Annotated in this window: 18 protein-coding genes; 11 read left to right on the forward strand and 7 right to left on the reverse strand. The window is 64.0% G+C overall.

Features of this window, described 5'->3' with window-relative positions; all coding sequences use genetic code 11:
* Positions 1–56: 56 nt before the first annotated feature.
* The gene (locus tag FMM79_RS13145; RefSeq protein ID WP_148627906.1) at positions 57–722 is read left to right on the forward strand and encodes a TIGR02281 family clan AA aspartic protease; all 666 of its coding nucleotides are present in this window, start codon (positions 57–59) and stop codon (positions 720–722) included.
* A gap of 52 nt (positions 723–774) precedes the next feature.
* Here the strand turns inward: FMM79_RS13145 and parC are convergent, their stop codons facing one another.
* Entirely contained in the window at positions 775–3,063 is a 2,289-nt protein-coding gene (parC, locus tag FMM79_RS13150; RefSeq protein ID WP_148627907.1) for a DNA topoisomerase IV subunit A, read from the reverse strand.
* 108 nt (positions 3,064–3,171) lie between these two features.
* Here parC and FMM79_RS13155 point away from each other — a divergent pair, with 108 nt between their 5' ends.
* Both FMM79_RS13155 and FMM79_RS13160 read left to right on the forward strand, forming a co-directional pair.
* Positions 3,172–3,708, forward strand: a complete 537-nt coding sequence (locus tag FMM79_RS13155; protein ID WP_240339162.1) for a DUF4349 domain-containing protein — start codon at positions 3,172–3,174, stop codon at positions 3,706–3,708.
* A gap of 122 nt (positions 3,709–3,830) precedes the next feature.
* Positions 3,831–4,370: a type 1 glutamine amidotransferase domain-containing protein gene (locus FMM79_RS13160; protein ID WP_148627909.1), complete on the forward strand. Its 540-nt coding sequence runs from the start codon at positions 3,831–3,833 to the stop codon at positions 4,368–4,370.
* 76 nt (positions 4,371–4,446) lie between these two features.
* Here the strand turns inward: FMM79_RS13160 and FMM79_RS13165 are convergent, their stop codons facing one another.
* From FMM79_RS13165 to FMM79_RS13175, 3 genes are read right to left on the reverse strand one after another with little or no spacing between them, the layout of a single operon-like run.
* Positions 4,447–4,779 carry a 2Fe-2S iron-sulfur cluster-binding protein gene (locus FMM79_RS13165; RefSeq protein WP_148627910.1) on the reverse strand — a complete coding sequence of 111 codons (333 nt, stop codon included), beginning with the start codon at positions 4,777–4,779 and terminating at the stop codon, positions 4,447–4,449.
* Positions 4,780–4,781: 2 nt separating this feature from the next.
* The gene (locus FMM79_RS13170) at positions 4,782–5,861 is read right to left on the reverse strand and encodes a cysteine desulfurase family protein (protein ID WP_148627911.1); all 1,080 of its coding nucleotides are present in this window, start codon (positions 5,859–5,861) and stop codon (positions 4,782–4,784) included.
* The gene (locus FMM79_RS13175) at positions 5,858–6,910 is read right to left on the reverse strand and encodes a cysteine desulfurase family protein (protein ID WP_256376806.1); all 1,053 of its coding nucleotides are present in this window, start codon (positions 6,908–6,910) and stop codon (positions 5,858–5,860) included. Before FMM79_RS13175 ends, FMM79_RS13170 begins: the two co-directional genes overlap by 4 nt.
* A gap of 145 nt (positions 6,911–7,055) precedes the next feature.
* Between FMM79_RS13175 and FMM79_RS13180 the strand changes: the two genes are divergently transcribed.
* Positions 7,056–7,712, forward strand: a complete 657-nt coding sequence (locus FMM79_RS13180) for an alpha/beta hydrolase (protein ID WP_148627913.1) — start codon at positions 7,056–7,058, stop codon at positions 7,710–7,712.
* A 44-nt stretch (positions 7,713–7,756) separates the two neighbouring features.
* On the opposite strand, the gene FMM79_RS13185 is transcribed toward FMM79_RS13180, so the two are convergent.
* Positions 7,757–7,972 carry a hypothetical protein gene (locus FMM79_RS13185; protein ID WP_148627914.1) on the reverse strand — a complete coding sequence of 72 codons (216 nt, stop codon included), beginning with the start codon at positions 7,970–7,972 and terminating at the stop codon, positions 7,757–7,759.
* Between the two features lie 117 nt (positions 7,973–8,089).
* Between FMM79_RS13185 and FMM79_RS13190 the strand changes: the two genes are divergently transcribed.
* Entirely contained in the window at positions 8,090–9,952 is a 1,863-nt protein-coding gene (locus FMM79_RS13190; RefSeq protein ID WP_148627915.1) for a DUF885 family protein, read from the forward strand.
* 66 nt (positions 9,953–10,018) lie between these two features.
* On the opposite strand, the gene FMM79_RS13195 is transcribed toward FMM79_RS13190, so the two are convergent.
* Together FMM79_RS13195 and FMM79_RS13200 are read right to left on the reverse strand one after the other, a co-directional pair.
* Positions 10,019–10,282, reverse strand: a complete 264-nt coding sequence (locus FMM79_RS13195; protein ID WP_240339165.1) for a hypothetical protein — start codon at positions 10,280–10,282, stop codon at positions 10,019–10,021.
* A gap of 199 nt (positions 10,283–10,481) precedes the next feature.
* Positions 10,482–12,083 (reverse strand): phosphoenolpyruvate carboxykinase, encoded by a 1,602-nt coding sequence (locus tag FMM79_RS13200; protein WP_371710912.1) that lies wholly within the window; start codon positions 12,081–12,083, stop codon positions 10,482–10,484.
* A gap of 275 nt (positions 12,084–12,358) precedes the next feature.
* On the opposite strand from FMM79_RS13200, the gene FMM79_RS13205 reads away from it, so the two are divergent.
* From FMM79_RS13205 to FMM79_RS13230, 6 genes are all read left to right on the forward strand, one after another.
* Complete coding sequence (locus FMM79_RS13205; protein WP_148627917.1) at positions 12,359–13,162, forward strand: response regulator transcription factor; 804 nt, start codon at positions 12,359–12,361, stop codon at positions 13,160–13,162.
* Positions 13,163–13,189: 27 nt separating this feature from the next.
* The gene (locus FMM79_RS13210) at positions 13,190–14,776 is read left to right on the forward strand and encodes a stimulus-sensing domain-containing protein (protein ID WP_148627918.1); all 1,587 of its coding nucleotides are present in this window, start codon (positions 13,190–13,192) and stop codon (positions 14,774–14,776) included.
* Positions 14,773–15,222 (forward strand): HPr kinase/phosphorylase, encoded by a 450-nt coding sequence (locus FMM79_RS13215; RefSeq protein ID WP_240339167.1) that lies wholly within the window; start codon positions 14,773–14,775, stop codon positions 15,220–15,222. Before FMM79_RS13210 ends, FMM79_RS13215 begins: the two co-directional genes overlap by 4 nt.
* A gap of 89 nt (positions 15,223–15,311) precedes the next feature.
* Entirely contained in the window at positions 15,312–16,304 is a 993-nt protein-coding gene (rapZ, locus tag FMM79_RS13220) for an RNase adapter RapZ (protein WP_148627920.1), read from the forward strand.
* Positions 16,305–16,346: 42 nt separating this feature from the next.
* Positions 16,347–16,751 carry a PTS sugar transporter subunit IIA gene (locus tag FMM79_RS13225; RefSeq protein WP_148627921.1) on the forward strand — a complete coding sequence of 135 codons (405 nt, stop codon included), beginning with the start codon at positions 16,347–16,349 and terminating at the stop codon, positions 16,749–16,751.
* Positions 16,748–17,032 (forward strand): HPr family phosphocarrier protein, encoded by a 285-nt coding sequence (locus FMM79_RS13230; RefSeq protein ID WP_148627922.1) that lies wholly within the window; start codon positions 16,748–16,750, stop codon positions 17,030–17,032. The genes FMM79_RS13225 and FMM79_RS13230 overlap by 4 nt, the downstream gene beginning before the upstream one ends.
* Positions 17,033–17,045 lie beyond the last annotated feature (13 nt).

The following is a 17,045-nucleotide window of genomic DNA, read 5'->3' on the forward strand; positions in this document are numbered from 1 at the left end:
CATGGCGCCTAGCCCGGTCAGGAACCGGCAAGGTCTGTGCGGGTAGTATAGGGACCATGAACCTCGAAATTCCCGACCAGCTCGATGACCTTGCGAGCTATCTTGCAGGCCAGCCACTCCTTGCGCTCGCGTTGGGCGCCTTGCTGGTGACGATGCTCGGCGGCCTCCTGCGCGGGCCCCTGCCGTTCCTCGGCGGTTTCGTGAAGGGCGTGGGCAACCTTGGCCTTGTCGCCGCCCTGCTCCTCACCATCGCCCAGTTCGCACGGCTCAATACCGGTTTCGACTTTGCCCTGCCCCAGGTCGGGATCGAGCGGCAAAGCGTTGAGGGCAGCGAAACACGGGTCGCCATGGCCCCGGACGGACACTTTTGGATCCGCGCCAGCATCAACGGCGTCGAACGCGATTTTCTGGTCGACACCGGGGCTACCCTCACGGCACTTGCTCCCGTGACAGCCCAAGCCGCACGGATCGAACATTCGCCCGTTCCCCGCCGGATTGCGATGCGCACGGCCAACGGCACCGTCCCCGCCGAACTCGTCACCGTAGACGAACTACGCTTCGGGAACATCGTCGCGCGCGATCTCGATGCCGTCGTCGCGCCGGGCCTAGGCGAACAGAACGTGATCGGGATGAACCTGCTCTCGCGTCTTGCCAGCTGGCGTGTCGAGGGCCGCACGCTGATCCTCGTACCAAACCACCCTCAGCCGGTAGAAGAGATTTAGCAGAAGGATTCTTGCAAGGGCCTATCGCCCTCGCAATCGCTTCCTTCGTTCTTCAGAACTTGTTGTCACGCGGGAAACCGTTGGGCGGCAAGCGCCCGGCCGCCCCGCGCGCGACCTTCCACATCGCGATGTCCTTTTCGGTACGCGTGCGCCCGGTGTCGCCGCCCATCCTCCAGGAGAGACCCTCTTCCAGCTTGAGCGTGGTCACGTCCGCCATCCCCCCGTCGCGGTAGCGCTGGAGCGTCACGCCCTGCCCCTTGGCCATGATCGGCAGCTCATCCAGATTGAAGACGACGAGCTTGCGGTTGTCTCCCACCACGGCCACGTGATCGTGCTCGGCCGGGATTTCGCGCACCACGGTCAGCTTCACGCCCGGCTTGGTGCTCATCACCGCCTTGCCCTTGCGGGTTTCCGCCAGGATCTCGTCGGTCACGACGGCAAAGCCGCGCCCCATGTTGGAGGCCAGCAGGAGCTGCCCCTTGGGCTTGTGCGCAAGTGCGGCAACGATCTGTGCTTCTGCGTCAATGTCGACCATCGTGCGGATCGGCTCGCCAAAGCCGCGCGCGCCGGGCAACTTGTCGCCACCCAACGTATAGAACCGGCCATTGTCGAGTGCGATCAGCAACTTGTCCGTCGTCTGCGCGTGGAATACATAGGCTGGGCCGTCGCCTTCCTTATACTTGAATTCGCTGTCGAGCGCGACGTGGCCCTTGGCCGCGCGAATCCAGCCGCGCTGCGAGAGGATCACCGTAATCGGCTCCTTCTCGATCATCGCGTCCATCGAGAATTCGACCGTGGGGCGCGCTTCGGCAATCGTCGTGCGGCGGCGGCCAAGCTCGGTATCTTCGGCGTAATCCTTGCGCAGCGCCGTCAGATCGCGCTTGAGGCGTGTGCGCTGGCGCGCCGGACTCTCGAGCAGCTTGGTGAGCTCGTCCTGCTCCTTGAGCAGTCCCTCGTGCTCCTGGCGGAGCTCCATTTCCTCCAGCTTGCGCAAGGAGCGCAGGCGCATGTTGAGGATCGCTTCGGCCTGCCGGTCGGTGAGGTTGAATTCCTCCATCATCACCGCCTTGGGCTCATCCTCAGTCCGAATGATTTCGATGATCCGGTCGAGGTTGAGATAGGCGATGATGTAGCCTTCAACGAGCTCGAGACGGGCGGCGATCTTGTCCAGTCGGTGCTGCGTGCGGCGCTGGAGAATGTCGATCTGGTTGACGACCCACTGACGCAGCAGGTCCTTCAGCCCGACCACACCGGGCGTGCGCTGCGCGTCGAGGACGTTCAGATTGAGCGAGAAGCGGCTCTCCAGATCAGTCAGCCGGTAGAGGCTTTCCTTCAGGAGTTCCGGATCGACATTGCGGCTCTTGGGTACAAGGACAATGCGGATCTGCTCGTCGCTCTCGTCGCGCACGTCTTCCAGGATGGGCAGCTTCTTGTCCGCGATAAGCTGCGCGATTTGCTCGATAAGCTTGCCCTTGGCGAGCATGTAGGGAATTTCGCTAACGACCAGCTGCCACTGGCCGCCACCCATTTTCTCGACGCCGCTTTCCTCCCAGTTGCCCGCCTCGTCCCGGCCATTGGAGAAGCGTCCGCGCATGCGGAAGGCGCCCTTGCCCGTCTCGTAGGCGTGGGAGATAGCCGCCGCACTGTCGACGACAAGACCGCCGGTTGCAAAGTCAGGCCCATGGAAAACCTCCATAAGCTGTGCATGCTCAACCTGCGGGTTCTCGATCAGGAGCATCGTCGCATCAATGATCTCGGCCGCGTTGTGGCTGGGGATCGAGGTCGCCATGCCCACCGCGATACCCGTCGCCCCGTTCGCTAGCAGGTTCGGGAAGAGCCCCGGGAAGATGTCCGGCTCGCTCTCTTCGCCATTGTAGGTCGGGATGAAGTCGACGGTGCCTTCATCGAGCCCCGCCATAAGCTGGATCGCGGTCTTGGTGAGGCGCGCCTCGGTGTAGCGGTAGGCCGCCGCGTTATCGCCATCGATGTTGCCGAAATTGCCCTGCCCCTGCACCAGCGGGTAGCGCAGCGAGAAGTCCTGCGCGAGGCGAACCATCGCATCGTAGACCGACGCATCCCCATGCGGGTGATACTTGCCGATCACGTCGCCAACGACGCGCGCGGACTTCTTGTAGGCACTTGCCGGATCGAGCTTCAGTTGCCGCATCGCCCAGAGCAGGCGCCGGTGAACCGGCTTCAGACCGTCGCGAAGGTCGGGCAGCGAACGCGCGGTGATCGTCGAAAGCGCATAGACGAGGTAGCGCTCGGAAAGCGCGGCATCGAAAGGCGCATCGACAATGGCGTCGAACGGATCGGAACTGTCGTCGAGAGAAGTCACCATGATGGCCGGCAGCGTAGCAGCGCGGGACCACACTCCAAAGCGACAATTCGCAGTTTTCCGCAGGCTTGCGGCGCGCTTTTCTCTCTTGAAAATCAGAATGGAGAGAGAGTGCTCGGTCCGACAAGGCCCGTGTGGCCGCTTACGCCTGTTCTTGCTTCGTTTCTGCTGGTCGGTTGCGGCGAGGCGGGTAACTACGAAGCCACTCCGAGCGGGGTAGACAAGATCACGACGGCAGACATCAGCGAAGAGCCGCCAAAGGAAGCGCCGGAGAGCGGCGAGATCCCCGTTTCGGTTCCGCGCATCGCCTACACCTACCGCTACCAATATCGCCTGGTCGCCGAACTGGTGGAGGCCGAGCGCGGCGTCGCCAAGGTCAATGAGGAGATCGACCAGGCCGAGAGCTGGTTGGCGCAAATGCAGGGCCGGGTCGACTTCAGTGCAATGAACCTCTCCTACGTCTCGCGCACGCCGTCGAGCCGCGGCTTCCTTGGACCTATTCGAGAGGCGGTGCGCAATCTCGACACGATCCTCGGCACCGTGATCGGCGCGCTCATCATCCTGGGAGCCATCGGCATTCCGCTGGGCTTCGTGATCTGGGGGATCGTCTGGCTGGTGGGCCACCTGCGCCGTCGCCGGAATGGCTGACCAACGCAGAGCGACATTCTCCGATCCGTGTCCAAGGCGCGGCAGACCGTGTCGGGACCGGGAACGGCACGTGTCGCGGCGGTGTTGAATGAGGGAACACTAATAGAAAAGGAGGTTATGACATGACCCAGCGCATCCTCATCCTCGCCACCGACGGTTTTGAACCCTCCGAGCTCACCGGTCCGCGCGATGCCCTTCGCGATGCCGGCATGGATGTTCAGATCGCCAGCCCCGAGGCCGGCGAGATTAAGGGCTGGGATCACACCGACTGGTGCGATCCGGTTAAGGTAGATCTCGCCCTCGACGATGTGAAGGCGAGCGAGTTCGATGCTCTCGTCCTGCCCGGCGGCCAGATCAATCCCGATACCCTGCGCCTCAATTCCACGGCGGTGGAACTGGTCCAGGCCTTCGTCCATTCGGGCAAGCCCGTTGGCGCAATCTGCCACGCGCCTTGGCTGCTGATAGAAGCGGACGCGGTTCGCGGCAAGACTGTCACCGGCTGGCCCTCGATCCGCACCGATCTAGCCAACGCGGGCGCGAACGTGGTCGACCGCCAAGTGGCAGTCGATGGCAACATCATTACGAGCCGCAACCCCGACGACATCCCGGCCTTCTCAAACGCCCTGATCGAGGCCATCAGGGTTCCGGCGCAAGCCGCTTGACAAGGGCCACCCCGATCACGTCCCGAAAAACGCGCAGCCGCACTCCTAACGGAGTGCGGCTGTCGCCTATTCCGGCTCAGCCGATCTGCATGTCGCGCGAAACGCCGGGGATACGCACCTCGATCCCGTCGAGATCCTCGGTCAGTTCGATCTGACACGAAAGGCGGCTGGTACGCGCCACACCCGCAGCCAGATCAAGCATGTCCTCTTCGTCCATGGAGGCGGGCTCGACCTTTGCAAACCACTCATCCGACAAATAGACATGACAGGTCGAGCAGGCCATCTGCCCCTCACATGTCCCTTCAAGCGGCATGCCCGCGGCCTGAGCCACTTCGAGCAGGCGCGTTCCAGGCTCAGCTTCTGCCGAAACCTTGTTCCCTTCGGTCGTGACGAATTGCACGTATACCAAGTTCAGACTCCCTGCGCCGCCGCAGCGGCTTCTATTTGAGCGCAGGCATCCTCTATGTCCCGTTGTGTACTATATCGCCCGAATCCCAAACGGATAGAGGCCTTGGCCGCGCTGTCGGCAAGTCCGAGTGCACGCAACACGTGACTGGGCCTCCCCGAGCCGCTGGCGCAAGCCGAGCCAGCCGAAAACGCCACCGTGCGAAGATCGGACATCAGACGGGCTACATCCAACCCCTTGCGATGCAGGTTTAAATTTCCTTTCCACCGCTGTTCCGCCGAGCCATTGAGGTCCCAGTCCGACAAAGCCGCACGCGCAATATCCCAAAGCCGGGCAATATGCGCTGCGTCCTCATCGCGACTCTTGAGCGCCAGCGCGGCTGCTGCACCGAACCCGGCACACAGCGCCGGGCTCAAGGTGCCCGAACGCAGGCCCTGCTCCTGCCCGCCGCCGCGGATCAGCGGATCGACATCGAGCCCGTCGCGCACCCAAAGCGCACCGATCCCCTTGGGACCGTACATCTTGTGGGCGCTAACCGCGATCATGTCCGCGCCTTGTGGCGGCGCGATCTTGCCAGCTCCCTGCGCCGCATCGCACAGGAACAGCGCGCCTGCGGCATGGGCGCGCTGCGCCAGTTCGTTCACTGGCTGGACCGTGCCGATTTCGTTGTTCACCTGCATGACCGCGACGAGATGCGTGCCCTCGCGCAGCGACGCGTCGGTGGCCACGCAGCCATCCTCCCCGACCGGAATTTCCTGCACTTCAGAATCCATCCAGCGCGCGGTATCGAGCACGGCCGAGTGCTCGATGGCCGACACGGCCAGCCGCTTCGCCCCGCTTCCCACTATTGCCAGGTTGATCGCCTCGGTTGCGCCCGAGGTAAAGATCACGCGGCCTTCTGGTGGCAGAAGCGCGGCTACCTGATCGCGCGCGACCTCCACGGCGGCGGCCGCCATGCGCCCGGGGCGGTGCGGGCTGTGTGGGTTGGCAAAGCCGATGGTCTCGGGTCCACCCAGCCAGAACAGCATGGCCTCGCGCGCCTCAGGCGCGAGCGGGGTCGTTGCCTGATAGTCGAGATAGATCACCCGTTCACCTGCGCCCAGGCTTTCGCAAAGGCATCGAGGTCCTGGAGTGTCGTGTTCCAGCCGATGCTGACCCGCACCGTGTGCCGCGCGGTGTCTTCATCGACCCCGAAGCCCTTGAGCACCCGGCTCTGCTTGAGTGTCCCCGACGAGCACGCGCTTCCCGCTGAAATCGCAAAGCCCATGGCATCGAGCCGGATGAGCATGGCGGTGGCAGCAAGCCTGGGCGCCGCGAGCGCGAAGATGTGCGAGCAGGCCGTGCCGGGCTGGATCACCTCACCAAATTCGGCGAGGCGGTCGCGGAAAGCGAAGCGTTCCTTCTCGCTCGTCGCCCAGCTCTCAACGCCGCCCGCTTCCAAGGCTGCGGCAAAGGCCATTGCCCCCGGCAGGTTCTCGGTTCCCGCACGGTAGCCACGCTCCTGCCCGCCGACCGGCTCCAGCAGCGCGAAGTCGCGCACCAGCAGCGCGCCGATCCCGACGGGACCACCCAGCTTGTGGGCCGAGACAACGATGAGGTCGGCCTCGGGCAACGGCGCCTTGCCTGCCGATTGCGAACAGTCGGCGAGCAGGAGCCCTCCGGCCGCCCGCATTGCCTCCAACGCTTCGTTCGCCCCAGAAGGCAGCAGCACGGTCCCTGTCTCGGAGTTGATCGACTGAAGCGCGAGTACACAGCGCCCCTCTTCGCCAAGGCGCTTGGCCAGAACCTGGCCGTCCAACGCGCCCCCTGCCATCGGCATTTCGAAGGCATCGGCCGAGGCACGAAAAACCGCGTCATGCTCGACCGCCGAAACAAGACGGCGCTGAATCTTCGCTCGGCCCAATCCCAGGGCCAGCGCCTCGCTCGCCCCCGAGGTGAAAAGAAGCTCACCGCTCCAGCCCAGCGCCCGCTTCACCCGCTCACGCGCGTCCTCGAGCGCGGCGCGCGCGGCGCGCCCCTGCTTGTGCGGGCTGGAGGGATTGGCCCAGATTTCGGCACCTTCGAGCCACGCGGCGCGTGCCTCGGGCCGCAAGGTGGTGGTTGCGGCATGGTCCAGGTAGACAGGGGAAGAAATTGGCGGCTCCGCTTGTTTTGTCGTGATTGTTTTTGCTACGAATGTTTCTATATAAACTGCTCTCCCATTTCCACTCCTGCAATCACGGCCCCTTCCTTGCGCGGCCATTCTTGCCGGAGCCTCAACAAGTCAGGTTCGCTATTCCATGCCCGCAGTGATCTTTCCCGGACCCGAAGGCCGTCTTGAAGGCCGCTTCCAGCCTGCACCGCGTCCGCGTGCGCCGGTCGCCATGATCCTCCACCCGCACCCGCAGGCGGGCGGAACGATGAACGACCGCATCACGCAGCATCTCTACAAGACCTTCGTTGCACGCGGCTTTGCCACCCTGCGCTTCAACTTCCGCGGCGTGGGCCGCAGCCAGGGCAGCTTCGACAATGGCATCGGCGAACTTTCGGACGCGGCCGCCGCGCTCGACTGGGTGCAGCAGATCCACCCCGAAAGCTCGACCACCTGGATCGCGGGCTACTCGTTCGGCGCGCTGATTGGCATGCAACTCCTTATGCGCCGCCCGGAAATCCGCGGCTTCATCTCGATCGCGCCGCCCGCCAACATGTACGACTTCAGCTTCCTCGCACCCTGCCCCGCCTCGGGCATCATCATTCAGGGTGACGCCGACACGGTGGTGACACCCAACGCGGTGCAAAAGCTGGTCGACAAGCTACGCACCCAGAAGCACATCACCATCCACCATGATGAAGTGCGCAAGGCCAACCACTTCTTCGAAAACGAGACCGATGACCTGATGAAGTCGGTCAACAACTACCTCGATATGCGCCTCGCGCCGGACTGCCCGATCAAGTAATCGCGCAGGTCCACGCACGGCACGCAAGACGGGGCGTCGCGGGGCTACTGCGGCGCCCCGTCTTGCGTTTCGGCGATACTGGTAAGCGAGCGGCCATCAGGCGTGGGCACGGTGAGGATCGCGACGTTGACCGCCATGATCCCTGCGAGGACGAGCATCAGCACGGCCCGTTTGCGATGGCCGGGACGACGCCACAGTGCGATACCGCCCAGCACCAGAGCAATGCAGGCGAGGACCATGAGGGAAAGCGCAATAGCCATGACGAGGCGATAGCCGATCCCCGGGCGCGATGCGAGCGCCGATCCGGCCGCGCTTTCCGCCTCCTTTCATCCCCATCCGCGTTTGACTTGTCCGCCTGTCGGAGCCAATTTCGCGTAATGATACACCCTACATCGGCCATAGCGCCGCTTTCCCGTCGCAACGCTCTCCAGATCCTGTCCTGCGGCGTCGCCGCCATGGCCCTTCCGGGCAGTGCCCGCGCGCTTGCCCAGAGTACTTCAGGCTCGCCCGTCTCAGCCGAGGCGAGCGGCCTTCTCGACACGCTCGCCTGGAATTTTCTCGACCTCAATCCCGGCACGGCGACCAGCCTGGGTGTCGACACCGGGGTCCACGCCGCCTTGCGCAGCCGTATGGAGGACCGATCCCCCGATGGCGTGGCGCGCATGGCCGCCCTGCTACGGCGCGATCTCGCAGCGGTCTCCGCCGTCGATGAGACCGGCCTCGATCCCGCGACGCGCACCAGCCTGGAAGTCATCAAGAGCGCCTATACGACTTCGCTCGAAGGCTTCGCGCAGCCCTATGGCGACGTTGCCGTGGGTAGCTGGCGCAACACACCTTACGTCGTGATCCAGAACGTGGGCGCCTATCTCGACACGCCGCGCTTCCTTGACGCCGACCATCCGATCAAGACGCCCGAGGATGCGGACGCCTACATCGCACGCCTTGCTCAGATGGATGACCAGCTCGACGGCGAGCTGGTGCGCATGAAGGCGGCGACCGACAAGGGCCTTGTGCCGCCCGACTTCCTGCTCGACCGCGCCATCGCGCAGATGGAGAGCACGGTCGCCGACGCAGGCAAGGACGGTGGCGGCCTCGTCGCCTCGGTGGCCAACCGCACCGCCTCGTTCGAGGGTGACTGGGAAGCCCAAGCCAAAAGCCTTGTCGCGGGCGACGTGCTCCCCGCGCTTCAGCGCCAGCTGGCCGAACTCAAGCGCCAGCGCGGCCTCGCCACCAGCGCACCGGGCCTGCGCGAACGCCCTAGCGGCGCACAGTTCTACGCCTGGGCACTCAAAGCCAGCACCACGACAACGATGTCGCCTGAGGAGATCCACAAGCTCGGCCACGAGCAGCTTGCCGAACTGCATGGCCGGATGGACCCCATCCTGAAAGATCTGGGCTACACGCAAGGCACCGTGGGCGCACGCATGACCGCGCTGGGCAAGGACCCGCGCTTCATGTTCGCCAAGGGTGACGAAGGGCGCGACCAGATCATGGCCTCCATCCGCCAGCGCATCGACTGGATCACCTCGCAAATGCCCCGCGCGTTCCGCGAACTCGTGCCCGGCAACGTCGAGGTGCGCCGCCTGCCACTCGCCGAGGAACCGGGTGCTCCTACCGCCTATGGCGGCGCGGGTTCCAAGGACGGCACGGTACCGGGCAAGATGTGGATCAACCTGCGCACCACGGACCTCCACCGCAAGTACGACCTGCCCACCCTTGTCCACCACGAGACCATTCCCGGCCACGTCTGGCAGGGTGAGTATGCCAACCGCCTGCCGCTGATCCGCTCGATCCTGGCCTTCAACGCCTATTCCGAAGGCTGGGCGCTCTATGGCGAGCAGCTGGGCGACGAACTGGGCGCTTACGACGATGACCCCGTCGGGCGTCTCGGCTACCTCCAGTCCATCGCTTTTAGGGCCTGCCGCATGGTCGTCGACACCGGCCTGCATTCGCAGGGGTGGAGCCGCGAGGAAGGCATTCGCTTCTTCATGGAAAAGAACGGCAACAAGCGCGAGGAAGTGGTCAACGAGGTCGACCGCTACTGCTCGTGGGCGGGTCAGGCCTGTGGCTACAAGATGGGCCACAACGAGATCAACCACCAGCGCCTGCGCGCCATTGCCGAGCTTGGCGATACCTATGACCTGCGCGATTTCGACCAGGCGGTTGTGGATGGTGGCAACGTCCCGCTCGACGTTCTGGGCGACAATATCACGCGCTACATCGCGGGCGTGAAGGGCTAACCGGCCCACTCAGGCAAAGCCCCTGGATGCGCCACTGCGCGCCGGGGCGCCTTGCCTGTCCGCGCGTCACTTGCGCCCGAAGAAACCCGAGGCCAGACCCGCGATATCATCGAGGGCATCGCCGTCCCCATCGCGGTCGAGCAAGGCCATGACCTGCGGGTTGGACACGATCTCCCCGGCAAAGCGCGCCAGCGCGCTCTCGCCGCCAATGGCGGTGATGATCTGCTGGATCGTGGCAACATCGAACCCCGCGCGCCCCGCTGCAAGTTCAGCCGGGTCGCCCGGTTGATGGTGCGCCTGCCTGGGCGCAACCATGGCGTTCTTTGCCATTGCCGATCATATGCCGAACTGCCTGGCAAGATTGGCCACATCGACGCTGCCGCCGATCTGCCCCGGTACGCCGTCCAATAGTCCCATGTCTCTTTTCTGGTTCTGACGGGAGGCACTGCGTTCGTCCCGCAACGAAAGAAGGCCCCGGATGCCGAAGCGTCCGGGGCCTTCTTCATGTCATAGATTGCTCGCGCGCCTGTCAGGCCGTGACGGGCGCGGCCTGGCGGACGCCCTCATCGACGTGCGCTTCGAACTGGGCGAAGTTGTCGATGAACTTCTTGACCAGAACCTGCGCGGTCTTGTCGTACTCAGCGCCATCGGCCCAGGCACCGCGCGGGTCGAGAAGCGCGGTGTCGACACCGGGTACTTCCACGGGCACTTCAAAGCCGAAGTTAGGATCTTCCTTGAACTCGGCGGTGTTGAGGCTGCCATCGAGCGCCGCGTTGAGCAGCGCGCGGGTGGCCTTGATCGGCATGCGCTTGATGCCGTCCATAGTGGCCATGCCGCCCGACCAGCCGGTATTGACCAGCCAGCACTTCACACCGCCCTTGGCGATACGCTCCTTGAGGAGGTTGCCATAGACCGAAGGATGACGTGGCATGAACGGCGCACCAAAGCAGGTCGAGAAGGTCGCTTCCGGCTCGGTCACACCGATCTCGGTGCCCGCAACCTTGGCGGTGTAACCCGAAAGGAAGTGGTACATGGCCTGGTCGGGCGTGAGACGCGCAATCGGAGGCAGCACGCCGAAAGCATCCGCAGTGAGGAAGATCACGTTTTGCGGCACGGGGCCCAGATTCTCTTCCGACGCGTTCGGGATAAAGTCGATCGGGTAGGCACCGCGGCTGTTCTCGGCAAGCGAGTTGTCGTCGAGGTCGAGCGTGCGGGTGACCGGATCGATCACGACATTTTCAAGGACGGTGCCAAAACGCTTGGTGGTCGCGTAAATTTCCGGCTCGGCTTCTTCCGAAAGACGGATCATCTTGGCGTAGCAGCCGCCTTCGAAGTTGAAGACCGCCGTGTCCGACCAGCCGTGCTCGTCATCGCCGATGAGCGTGCGCGACGCATCCGCCGAAAGCGTCGTCTTGCCGGTACCCGAAAGGCCGAAGAAGACCGCCGTGTCACCGTCCGGGCCGATGTTGGCCGAGCAGTGCATCGGCATCACGCCCTTGGTCGGGAGCAGATAGTTGAGGATGCCGAAGACCGACTTCTTCATCTCGCCGGCATAGGCCGTGCCACCGATAAGGATCAGCTTTTCCGAGAAGTTGACCGCAATCACGGTCTCGCTGCGGCTGCCGTGGCGTTGCGGGTCGGCCTTGAAGCTGGGCAGGTCGATGATCGTGTATTCCGGCACAAAGCCTTCAAGTTCCGCGGCGCTCGGACGCACCAGCAGGGTGCGGATGAACATGTTGTGCCATGCGAACTCGTTGATGACGCGCACCTTGACGCGGTGTTCGGGCTGCGAGCCGCCAAACAGGTCCGCGACGTAGAGCTTTTCCTTGTCGCCGACGGCGGCGAGGAAGTCTTCCTTCAGCGCAGCAAAGTGTTCCGGCGTCATGGGCACATTGGTGTTGCCCCACCAAATCGTATCTTCGGTCTCGGCGTCCTTGACGATGAACTTGTCCTTGGCCGAACGGCCCGTGTGCTTGCCCGTCGCGACCACGAAAGGACCGTTCGCAGAGAGCGTGCCTTCCTCGTTCCGGATGGCATGTTCGACCAGCGGGGCGGTACCCAGGTTCGCAAAAATTTCCGCCTTGGTGGCGATCCCGTGTTTGTCGAGCGGGTAGCTAAGGGTAGCGGTCAATGTCATCTCCTCCAACGTGACACCTCGCCGGATTATCCAGCGACGGCATCATCAATTCCTCCTCAGGAATCGGGATCGCGGATAATCGACGCATTCTTTTCCGTCAAATTGACAACAAATGGAACCGCAAAGGGCCGAAACGCGAAAGAAACAGGTCAGATGCCCCAGCGCGCCCCCGCGGCCCGCCTGGAAACCATGGCTCGCCACATTGCCAGTCAGGCGTCCAGCGGCTAGGCAGCGTGCTCGCGAATTGAGAAAGGACCAGGGCACCTGCGATGTCCGTGCCAGCATCCCCGTCTCCCGCTTCCGAGTCCCGCAGCGCGGCGGTCGAGACGCGCCGGCACACGATCGCACTCGTCGACGATGACCGCAACATCCTGACCACGGTCTCGATCGGTCTTCAGGCCGAAGGTTTTTCCACAAGGGTCTATACCGACGGCGAAACCGCGCTGAAGGCGATCCTCGAAAATCCGCCTGACCTTGCCATCTTCGATGTGAAGATGCCGCGCATGGATGGCCTGGAATTGCTGCGAAATCTGCGCGAGCGCTCCAGCCTGCCGGTGATCTTCCTCACCTCCAAGGATGAGGAACCCGACGAAGCCCTTGGCCTCGCCATGGGCGCTGATGACTATATCACAAAGCCCTTCAGCCAGCGCCTTCTAGCTGCCCGCATCCGCGCCATCCTGCGGCGCAGCGAACTGGTGCGCACAGGCCCCGAAGAGCCTGTCCAGGAAAACCTGCCCGAACCTGTCGTGCGCGGTCGCCTCGCGCTCGACCCTGCGCGCCATCAGGTGGAATGGGACGGACAGGCGGTCTCGCTCACCGTCACCGAGTTCCTGATCCTGGAAGCCATGGCGCTGCGCCCGGGCGTCGTCAAAAGCCGCAACCAGTTGATGGACGCGGCCTACAACGACGACATCTATGTCGACGACCGAACCATCGACAGCCACATCAAGCGCCTGCGGCGCAAATTCCGCGCGGTCGATTCTGCGTTCAACGCCATCGATACACTCTACGGCGCGGGCTACTCGTTTTCGGATGAGCAGGCCGCTGGGCCTGCCGCTGGACAGGAAGGGTGACGATGCCCCGGCGGACCGCCTGAGGCTATGGCCGAGCGCTCGCACGCCCGCATCGCAGCCTCGCTGCCCGTCCGTCTGGGGCTATCCTGGCGCGTCTCGCTGACCGCACGCATCCTTGCGGTCAACATCATCGCGCTCGCGCTCATGGCGGGCAGTCTCTTCTACATCGACAGCTATCGCCGCGAACTTCTCGACGAGCGCTTTCGCCTTGCTCGCAGCGAAGCCGAGATAACCGCCCAGGCCCTCTCCGGGGAAAGCCTCGATCGGCAACGCCACCTGATCGCGCGGATCGGAACCACGCAGAAACTGCGTCTGCGCCTCTACGATGCCAATGGCGATCTCGTTGCGGACAGTTTCAAGCTGGCCCCGCCGTCGTACCGCTTCATCGATCCCGACAGCGAGCCCTGGCTGCAGGACGCTGCGCGCCTGCTCGACCAGGGCATGGACTTTCTCCTCGGTGCCCGCCGCATCCCGGCCTATCGCAACCCGCCCGAACAGGCGATCCAGGACTGGCCTGTCGCCCGCGAGGCGCTGGCGACAGGCGAAACGCGCATCGACCAGAAAGCCGCGCCCGACCAGACCCCGGTCATTCTTGCCGCCACGCCGCTCGGCGACAGGGGCGAAATCCTGCTGATGACCCGCAACGCGCGCGACATCACCGAGAACGTGCGCATGGCCCGCCAGACGCTTGCCATCATCGTGGGCGCCGCGCTCGGGATCTCGATCCTGCTGTCGCTGTTCCTCGCTCGCACCATTGTCGATCCCTTGCGAAAACTGGTGCGCGCCACGGTCCGCGTGCGCCTCGGGCGCGAGCGCAGCGTGGTCGTCCCGCGCCTGCCCGACCGCCGCGACGAGATCGGCCTCCTCGCCCGCGCCGTCTCCGACATGACCGGCGCCCTGCGCCTTCGCATCGATGCGGTCGAACGCTTCGCGGCGGATGTCGCGCACGAACTCAAAAATCCGCTCACGTCGCTGCGCAGCGCACTTGAGAACCTGGACCGCGTGGACGATCCCGACCTTCGTCGCCAACTCGTGACGGTCGCCAACGACGACGTACGACGAATCGATTTCCTCGTTACCGAGATCGCCGATGCCAGCCGTATCGACGCGCAGCTCAGCCGGACCACCTTCGAGCCGGTCGACATGAACAGCCTTCTGCGCGCCCTTGTCGCCGAGCGCGCCCAACGCGGCGTCAACGGCGCAAGCGAGGTGATAATCGCACAGGTTGGCGCTGGCCCGCTCGTTGCACCAGGTGACGCCCCGCGCCTCGAACGCGTGCTCCAGAACCTGCTCGACAACGCTGTCTCCTTCTCCCCCAAGGGCGCGCCTATCGACGTTACCCTGGAGAGCGTGAAGGGCAAAGTGCGCATCACGATCAGCGACCATGGCCCGGGCATTCCCAGGGCCGCGCGCGAACGGATCTTCGAGCGTTTCCATTCACTGCGCCCCTCGTCAGAAGAATTCGGCCGCCATTCCGGGCTCGGGCTCTCGATCGCGCGCACCATTGTCGATGCCCACTCCGGCTCGCTCTTTGCCACCGATCGCGACGACCGATTGCCGGGCGGCTGCTTCGTTCTCGCCCTTCCCCAATGGCCGAGCGAGCCCGAAGCGTGACCACGGGTGCCTCACCTTCGCTGGTCCGTCAGGCAACCTGCGTCGCGCGCGAGGGACGCGCCATTCTCATCGAAGGCCCCTCGGGCTCTGGCAAGACCTCGCTCGCGCTCGAGTTGATAGACCGGGGTGCGGTGCTCGTGGGGGATGATGGCGTAGTCATCGAAAGGCGCGCCGATCATCTCGTCGTCAAGCCCCACCCCCGCACGGCCGGTCTGATCGAGGTACGCAATCTCGGTATCCTGGGCGAACCGATCTGCGCCAAGGCCCGGGTCTGCCTTCACATTCTTCTGGATAGCAAGGCCCCACGCTTCATCCAGAACGCCGAGGGCATCGAGCTTGCGGGGCTGGTCATCCCTTCCCTGCGCCTTTCGCCTTGGAGCGGTCCGATGGCCATCAAGGCCGAACGCGCGCTGGCCGTCCACGGACTCGGCCCCACAACTCGCTGAAAAGACGCGCAAGCAAGACCCCGGAAAGGCGGTCGGATAAGACCAATCTCTCCCTTCCCTTTCCAGGCGGAGGAGCGCAAACAGCCCCGATGACTGCAACACCTGAGCCCACCCCCGAGGCCAGCGCACACGGCGCGGACGAGACGAGGCCTGACCCGGCGCTGCCAAGGCGTCAATCGGTCCTACTCGTCACCGGCATGCTCGGCGCCGGAAAAACCACGGTTCTCAAGGTTTTGGAGGACCTTGGCTGGGAGATTATCGACAACTTCCCGATCCGCCTGCTCGAAGGTCTGCTCGATGCTCCTGGCGAGGCGCAGAGCGATCTTCCCACGCGGTTGGCCATCGGCTTCGATTCGCGCACCCGCGGCTTCGATCCCGAGCGCGTGATCGCCCAAGTAAAAGCCCTTAGTGAACGCCGTGACATCGCACTGACGACGCTCTTCCTCGATTGCCAGAGTGCCGAGCTCGAACGCCGCTACAACGAGACCCGCCGCCGCCATGCCCTTGCCGCCGACGCCCCCGTCGCGACTGGGATTCAAGCCGAGCGTGAATTGCTCACGCCGCTGCGGCGCTGGGCCGAATTGCTAATCGACACCAGCGAATTCACCAGCAACGATCTCCAGCGCGTGATTCGCGAAAGATTCGCTGAAAGCGCGACCGAGGGCACGACCCTCACCATTTCCAGCTTTGGATTCGCGCGCGGGATGCCCCCGCTGGCTGACCTGGTGTTCGACATGCGCTTTCTCGACAATCCCCATTGGGATCCGGACATTCGCTCGCAGACCGGGCAGGACGCCGACGTTGGCGAATTCATCCGCAGAGACCCCGCTTTTTCCGAGGCATTCACGCGCATACGCGATCTTCTTCTGCTCTTGCTGCCGCGTTACAAGGCACAAGGTAAAAGTTACGTCCACATCGCCTTCGGGTGTACCGGCGGGAAACACCGTTCGGTTTTTACCGCGGAAAAGATGGCATCGGCCTTGCGCCACTCGGGATTTTCCCCCACATTGCTGCACCGCAACCTGGGCTCACGAGCAGCCGATCTTCTTGAAGGAGAGCCGCGGCGTGATGACAAGCACTAAGATCCGGGTGCAACTGCAGGGTATTCGGAGCGTTTCCTCAACATGATCGGCATGATTCTGGTCACTCACGGCAATCTTGCCGAAGAGTTCGTTCACGCAATGGAACATGTCGTCGGCGATCAGACGGCGGTTGAGACCGTGTGCATTGGTCCCAACGACGATATGGAGCGACGCCGCGCCGAGATTGCCGAAGCCATAGTCAAGGTGAACAGCGGCGAAGGTGTGATCATCCTCACCGACCTGTTCGGTGGAACGCCCTCGAACCTCGCGATCTCGCTGATGGAAGCCGGAACGGTCGAAGTCATCGCCGGGATCAACCTGCCCATGCTGATCCGGCTTGCCAAGGCACGCGCCTGCATGTCGGTGCGCGACGCTGCCGCGGCCGCGCGTGAAGCGGGACGCAACTACATCACCATCGCAAGCGAATACCTGGGACAGGATGCATGAACGACTGCCGTGAGACGGTGACCATCGTTAACAAGCGCGGACTTCATGCCAGGGCCAGTGCCAAGTTCGTGAACTACGTAACCGAATTGCCCGGAGAGCTTTCAGTGTCGGTCAGCAAGGACGGCGCGAGTGCGGTTGGCAATTCGATCCTGGGCCTGATGATGCTGGGCGCGGCCAAGGGCGACAGGATCGAGATCGCGTGCGCAGGCGATGACGCGCAGGCTGCGCTCGACCGGCTCGTCGCATTGGTGCGCGGCGGCTTTGGCGAAGACCAGGGCTGAAAAGGCGCCTTTC

The sequence above is a fragment of the Novosphingobium sp. BW1 genome (genome assembly GCF_008107685.1).
In the GTDB taxonomy this organism is placed as follows: domain Bacteria; phylum Pseudomonadota; class Alphaproteobacteria; order Sphingomonadales; family Sphingomonadaceae; genus Novosphingobium.

What these genes read in the sequence shown, in the direction of transcription:
- parC (WP_148627907.1), bottom strand. Translation starts at nt 3,063, where the DNA reads ATGGTGACTTCTCTCGACGACAGTTCCGATCCGTTCGACGCCATTGTC.
- FMM79_RS13160 (WP_148627909.1), top strand. Translation starts at nt 3,831, where the DNA reads ATGACCCAGCGCATCCTCATCCTCGCCACCGACGGTTTTGAACCCTCC.
- FMM79_RS13195 (WP_240339165.1), bottom strand. Translation starts at nt 10,282, where the DNA reads ATGGCAAAGAACGCCATGGTTGCGCCCAGGCAGGCGCACCATCAACCG.
- FMM79_RS13185 (WP_148627914.1), bottom strand. Translation starts at nt 7,972, where the DNA reads ATGGCTATTGCGCTTTCCCTCATGGTCCTCGCCTGCATTGCTCTGGTG.
- FMM79_RS13145 (WP_148627906.1), top strand. Translation starts at nt 57, where the DNA reads ATGAACCTCGAAATTCCCGACCAGCTCGATGACCTTGCGAGCTATCTT.
- FMM79_RS13180 (WP_148627913.1), top strand. Translation starts at nt 7,056, where the DNA reads ATGCCCGCAGTGATCTTTCCCGGACCCGAAGGCCGTCTTGAAGGCCGC.
- rapZ (WP_148627920.1), top strand. Translation starts at nt 15,312, where the DNA reads ATGACTGCAACACCTGAGCCCACCCCCGAGGCCAGCGCACACGGCGCG.
- FMM79_RS13205 (WP_148627917.1), top strand. Translation starts at nt 12,359, where the DNA reads ATGTCCGTGCCAGCATCCCCGTCTCCCGCTTCCGAGTCCCGCAGCGCG.
- FMM79_RS13225 (WP_148627921.1), top strand. Translation starts at nt 16,347, where the DNA reads ATGATCGGCATGATTCTGGTCACTCACGGCAATCTTGCCGAAGAGTTC.
- FMM79_RS13190 (WP_148627915.1), top strand. Translation starts at nt 8,090, where the DNA reads ATGATACACCCTACATCGGCCATAGCGCCGCTTTCCCGTCGCAACGCT.
- FMM79_RS13230 (WP_148627922.1), top strand. Translation starts at nt 16,748, where the DNA reads ATGAACGACTGCCGTGAGACGGTGACCATCGTTAACAAGCGCGGACTT.
- FMM79_RS13210 (WP_148627918.1), top strand. Translation starts at nt 13,190, where the DNA reads ATGGCCGAGCGCTCGCACGCCCGCATCGCAGCCTCGCTGCCCGTCCGT.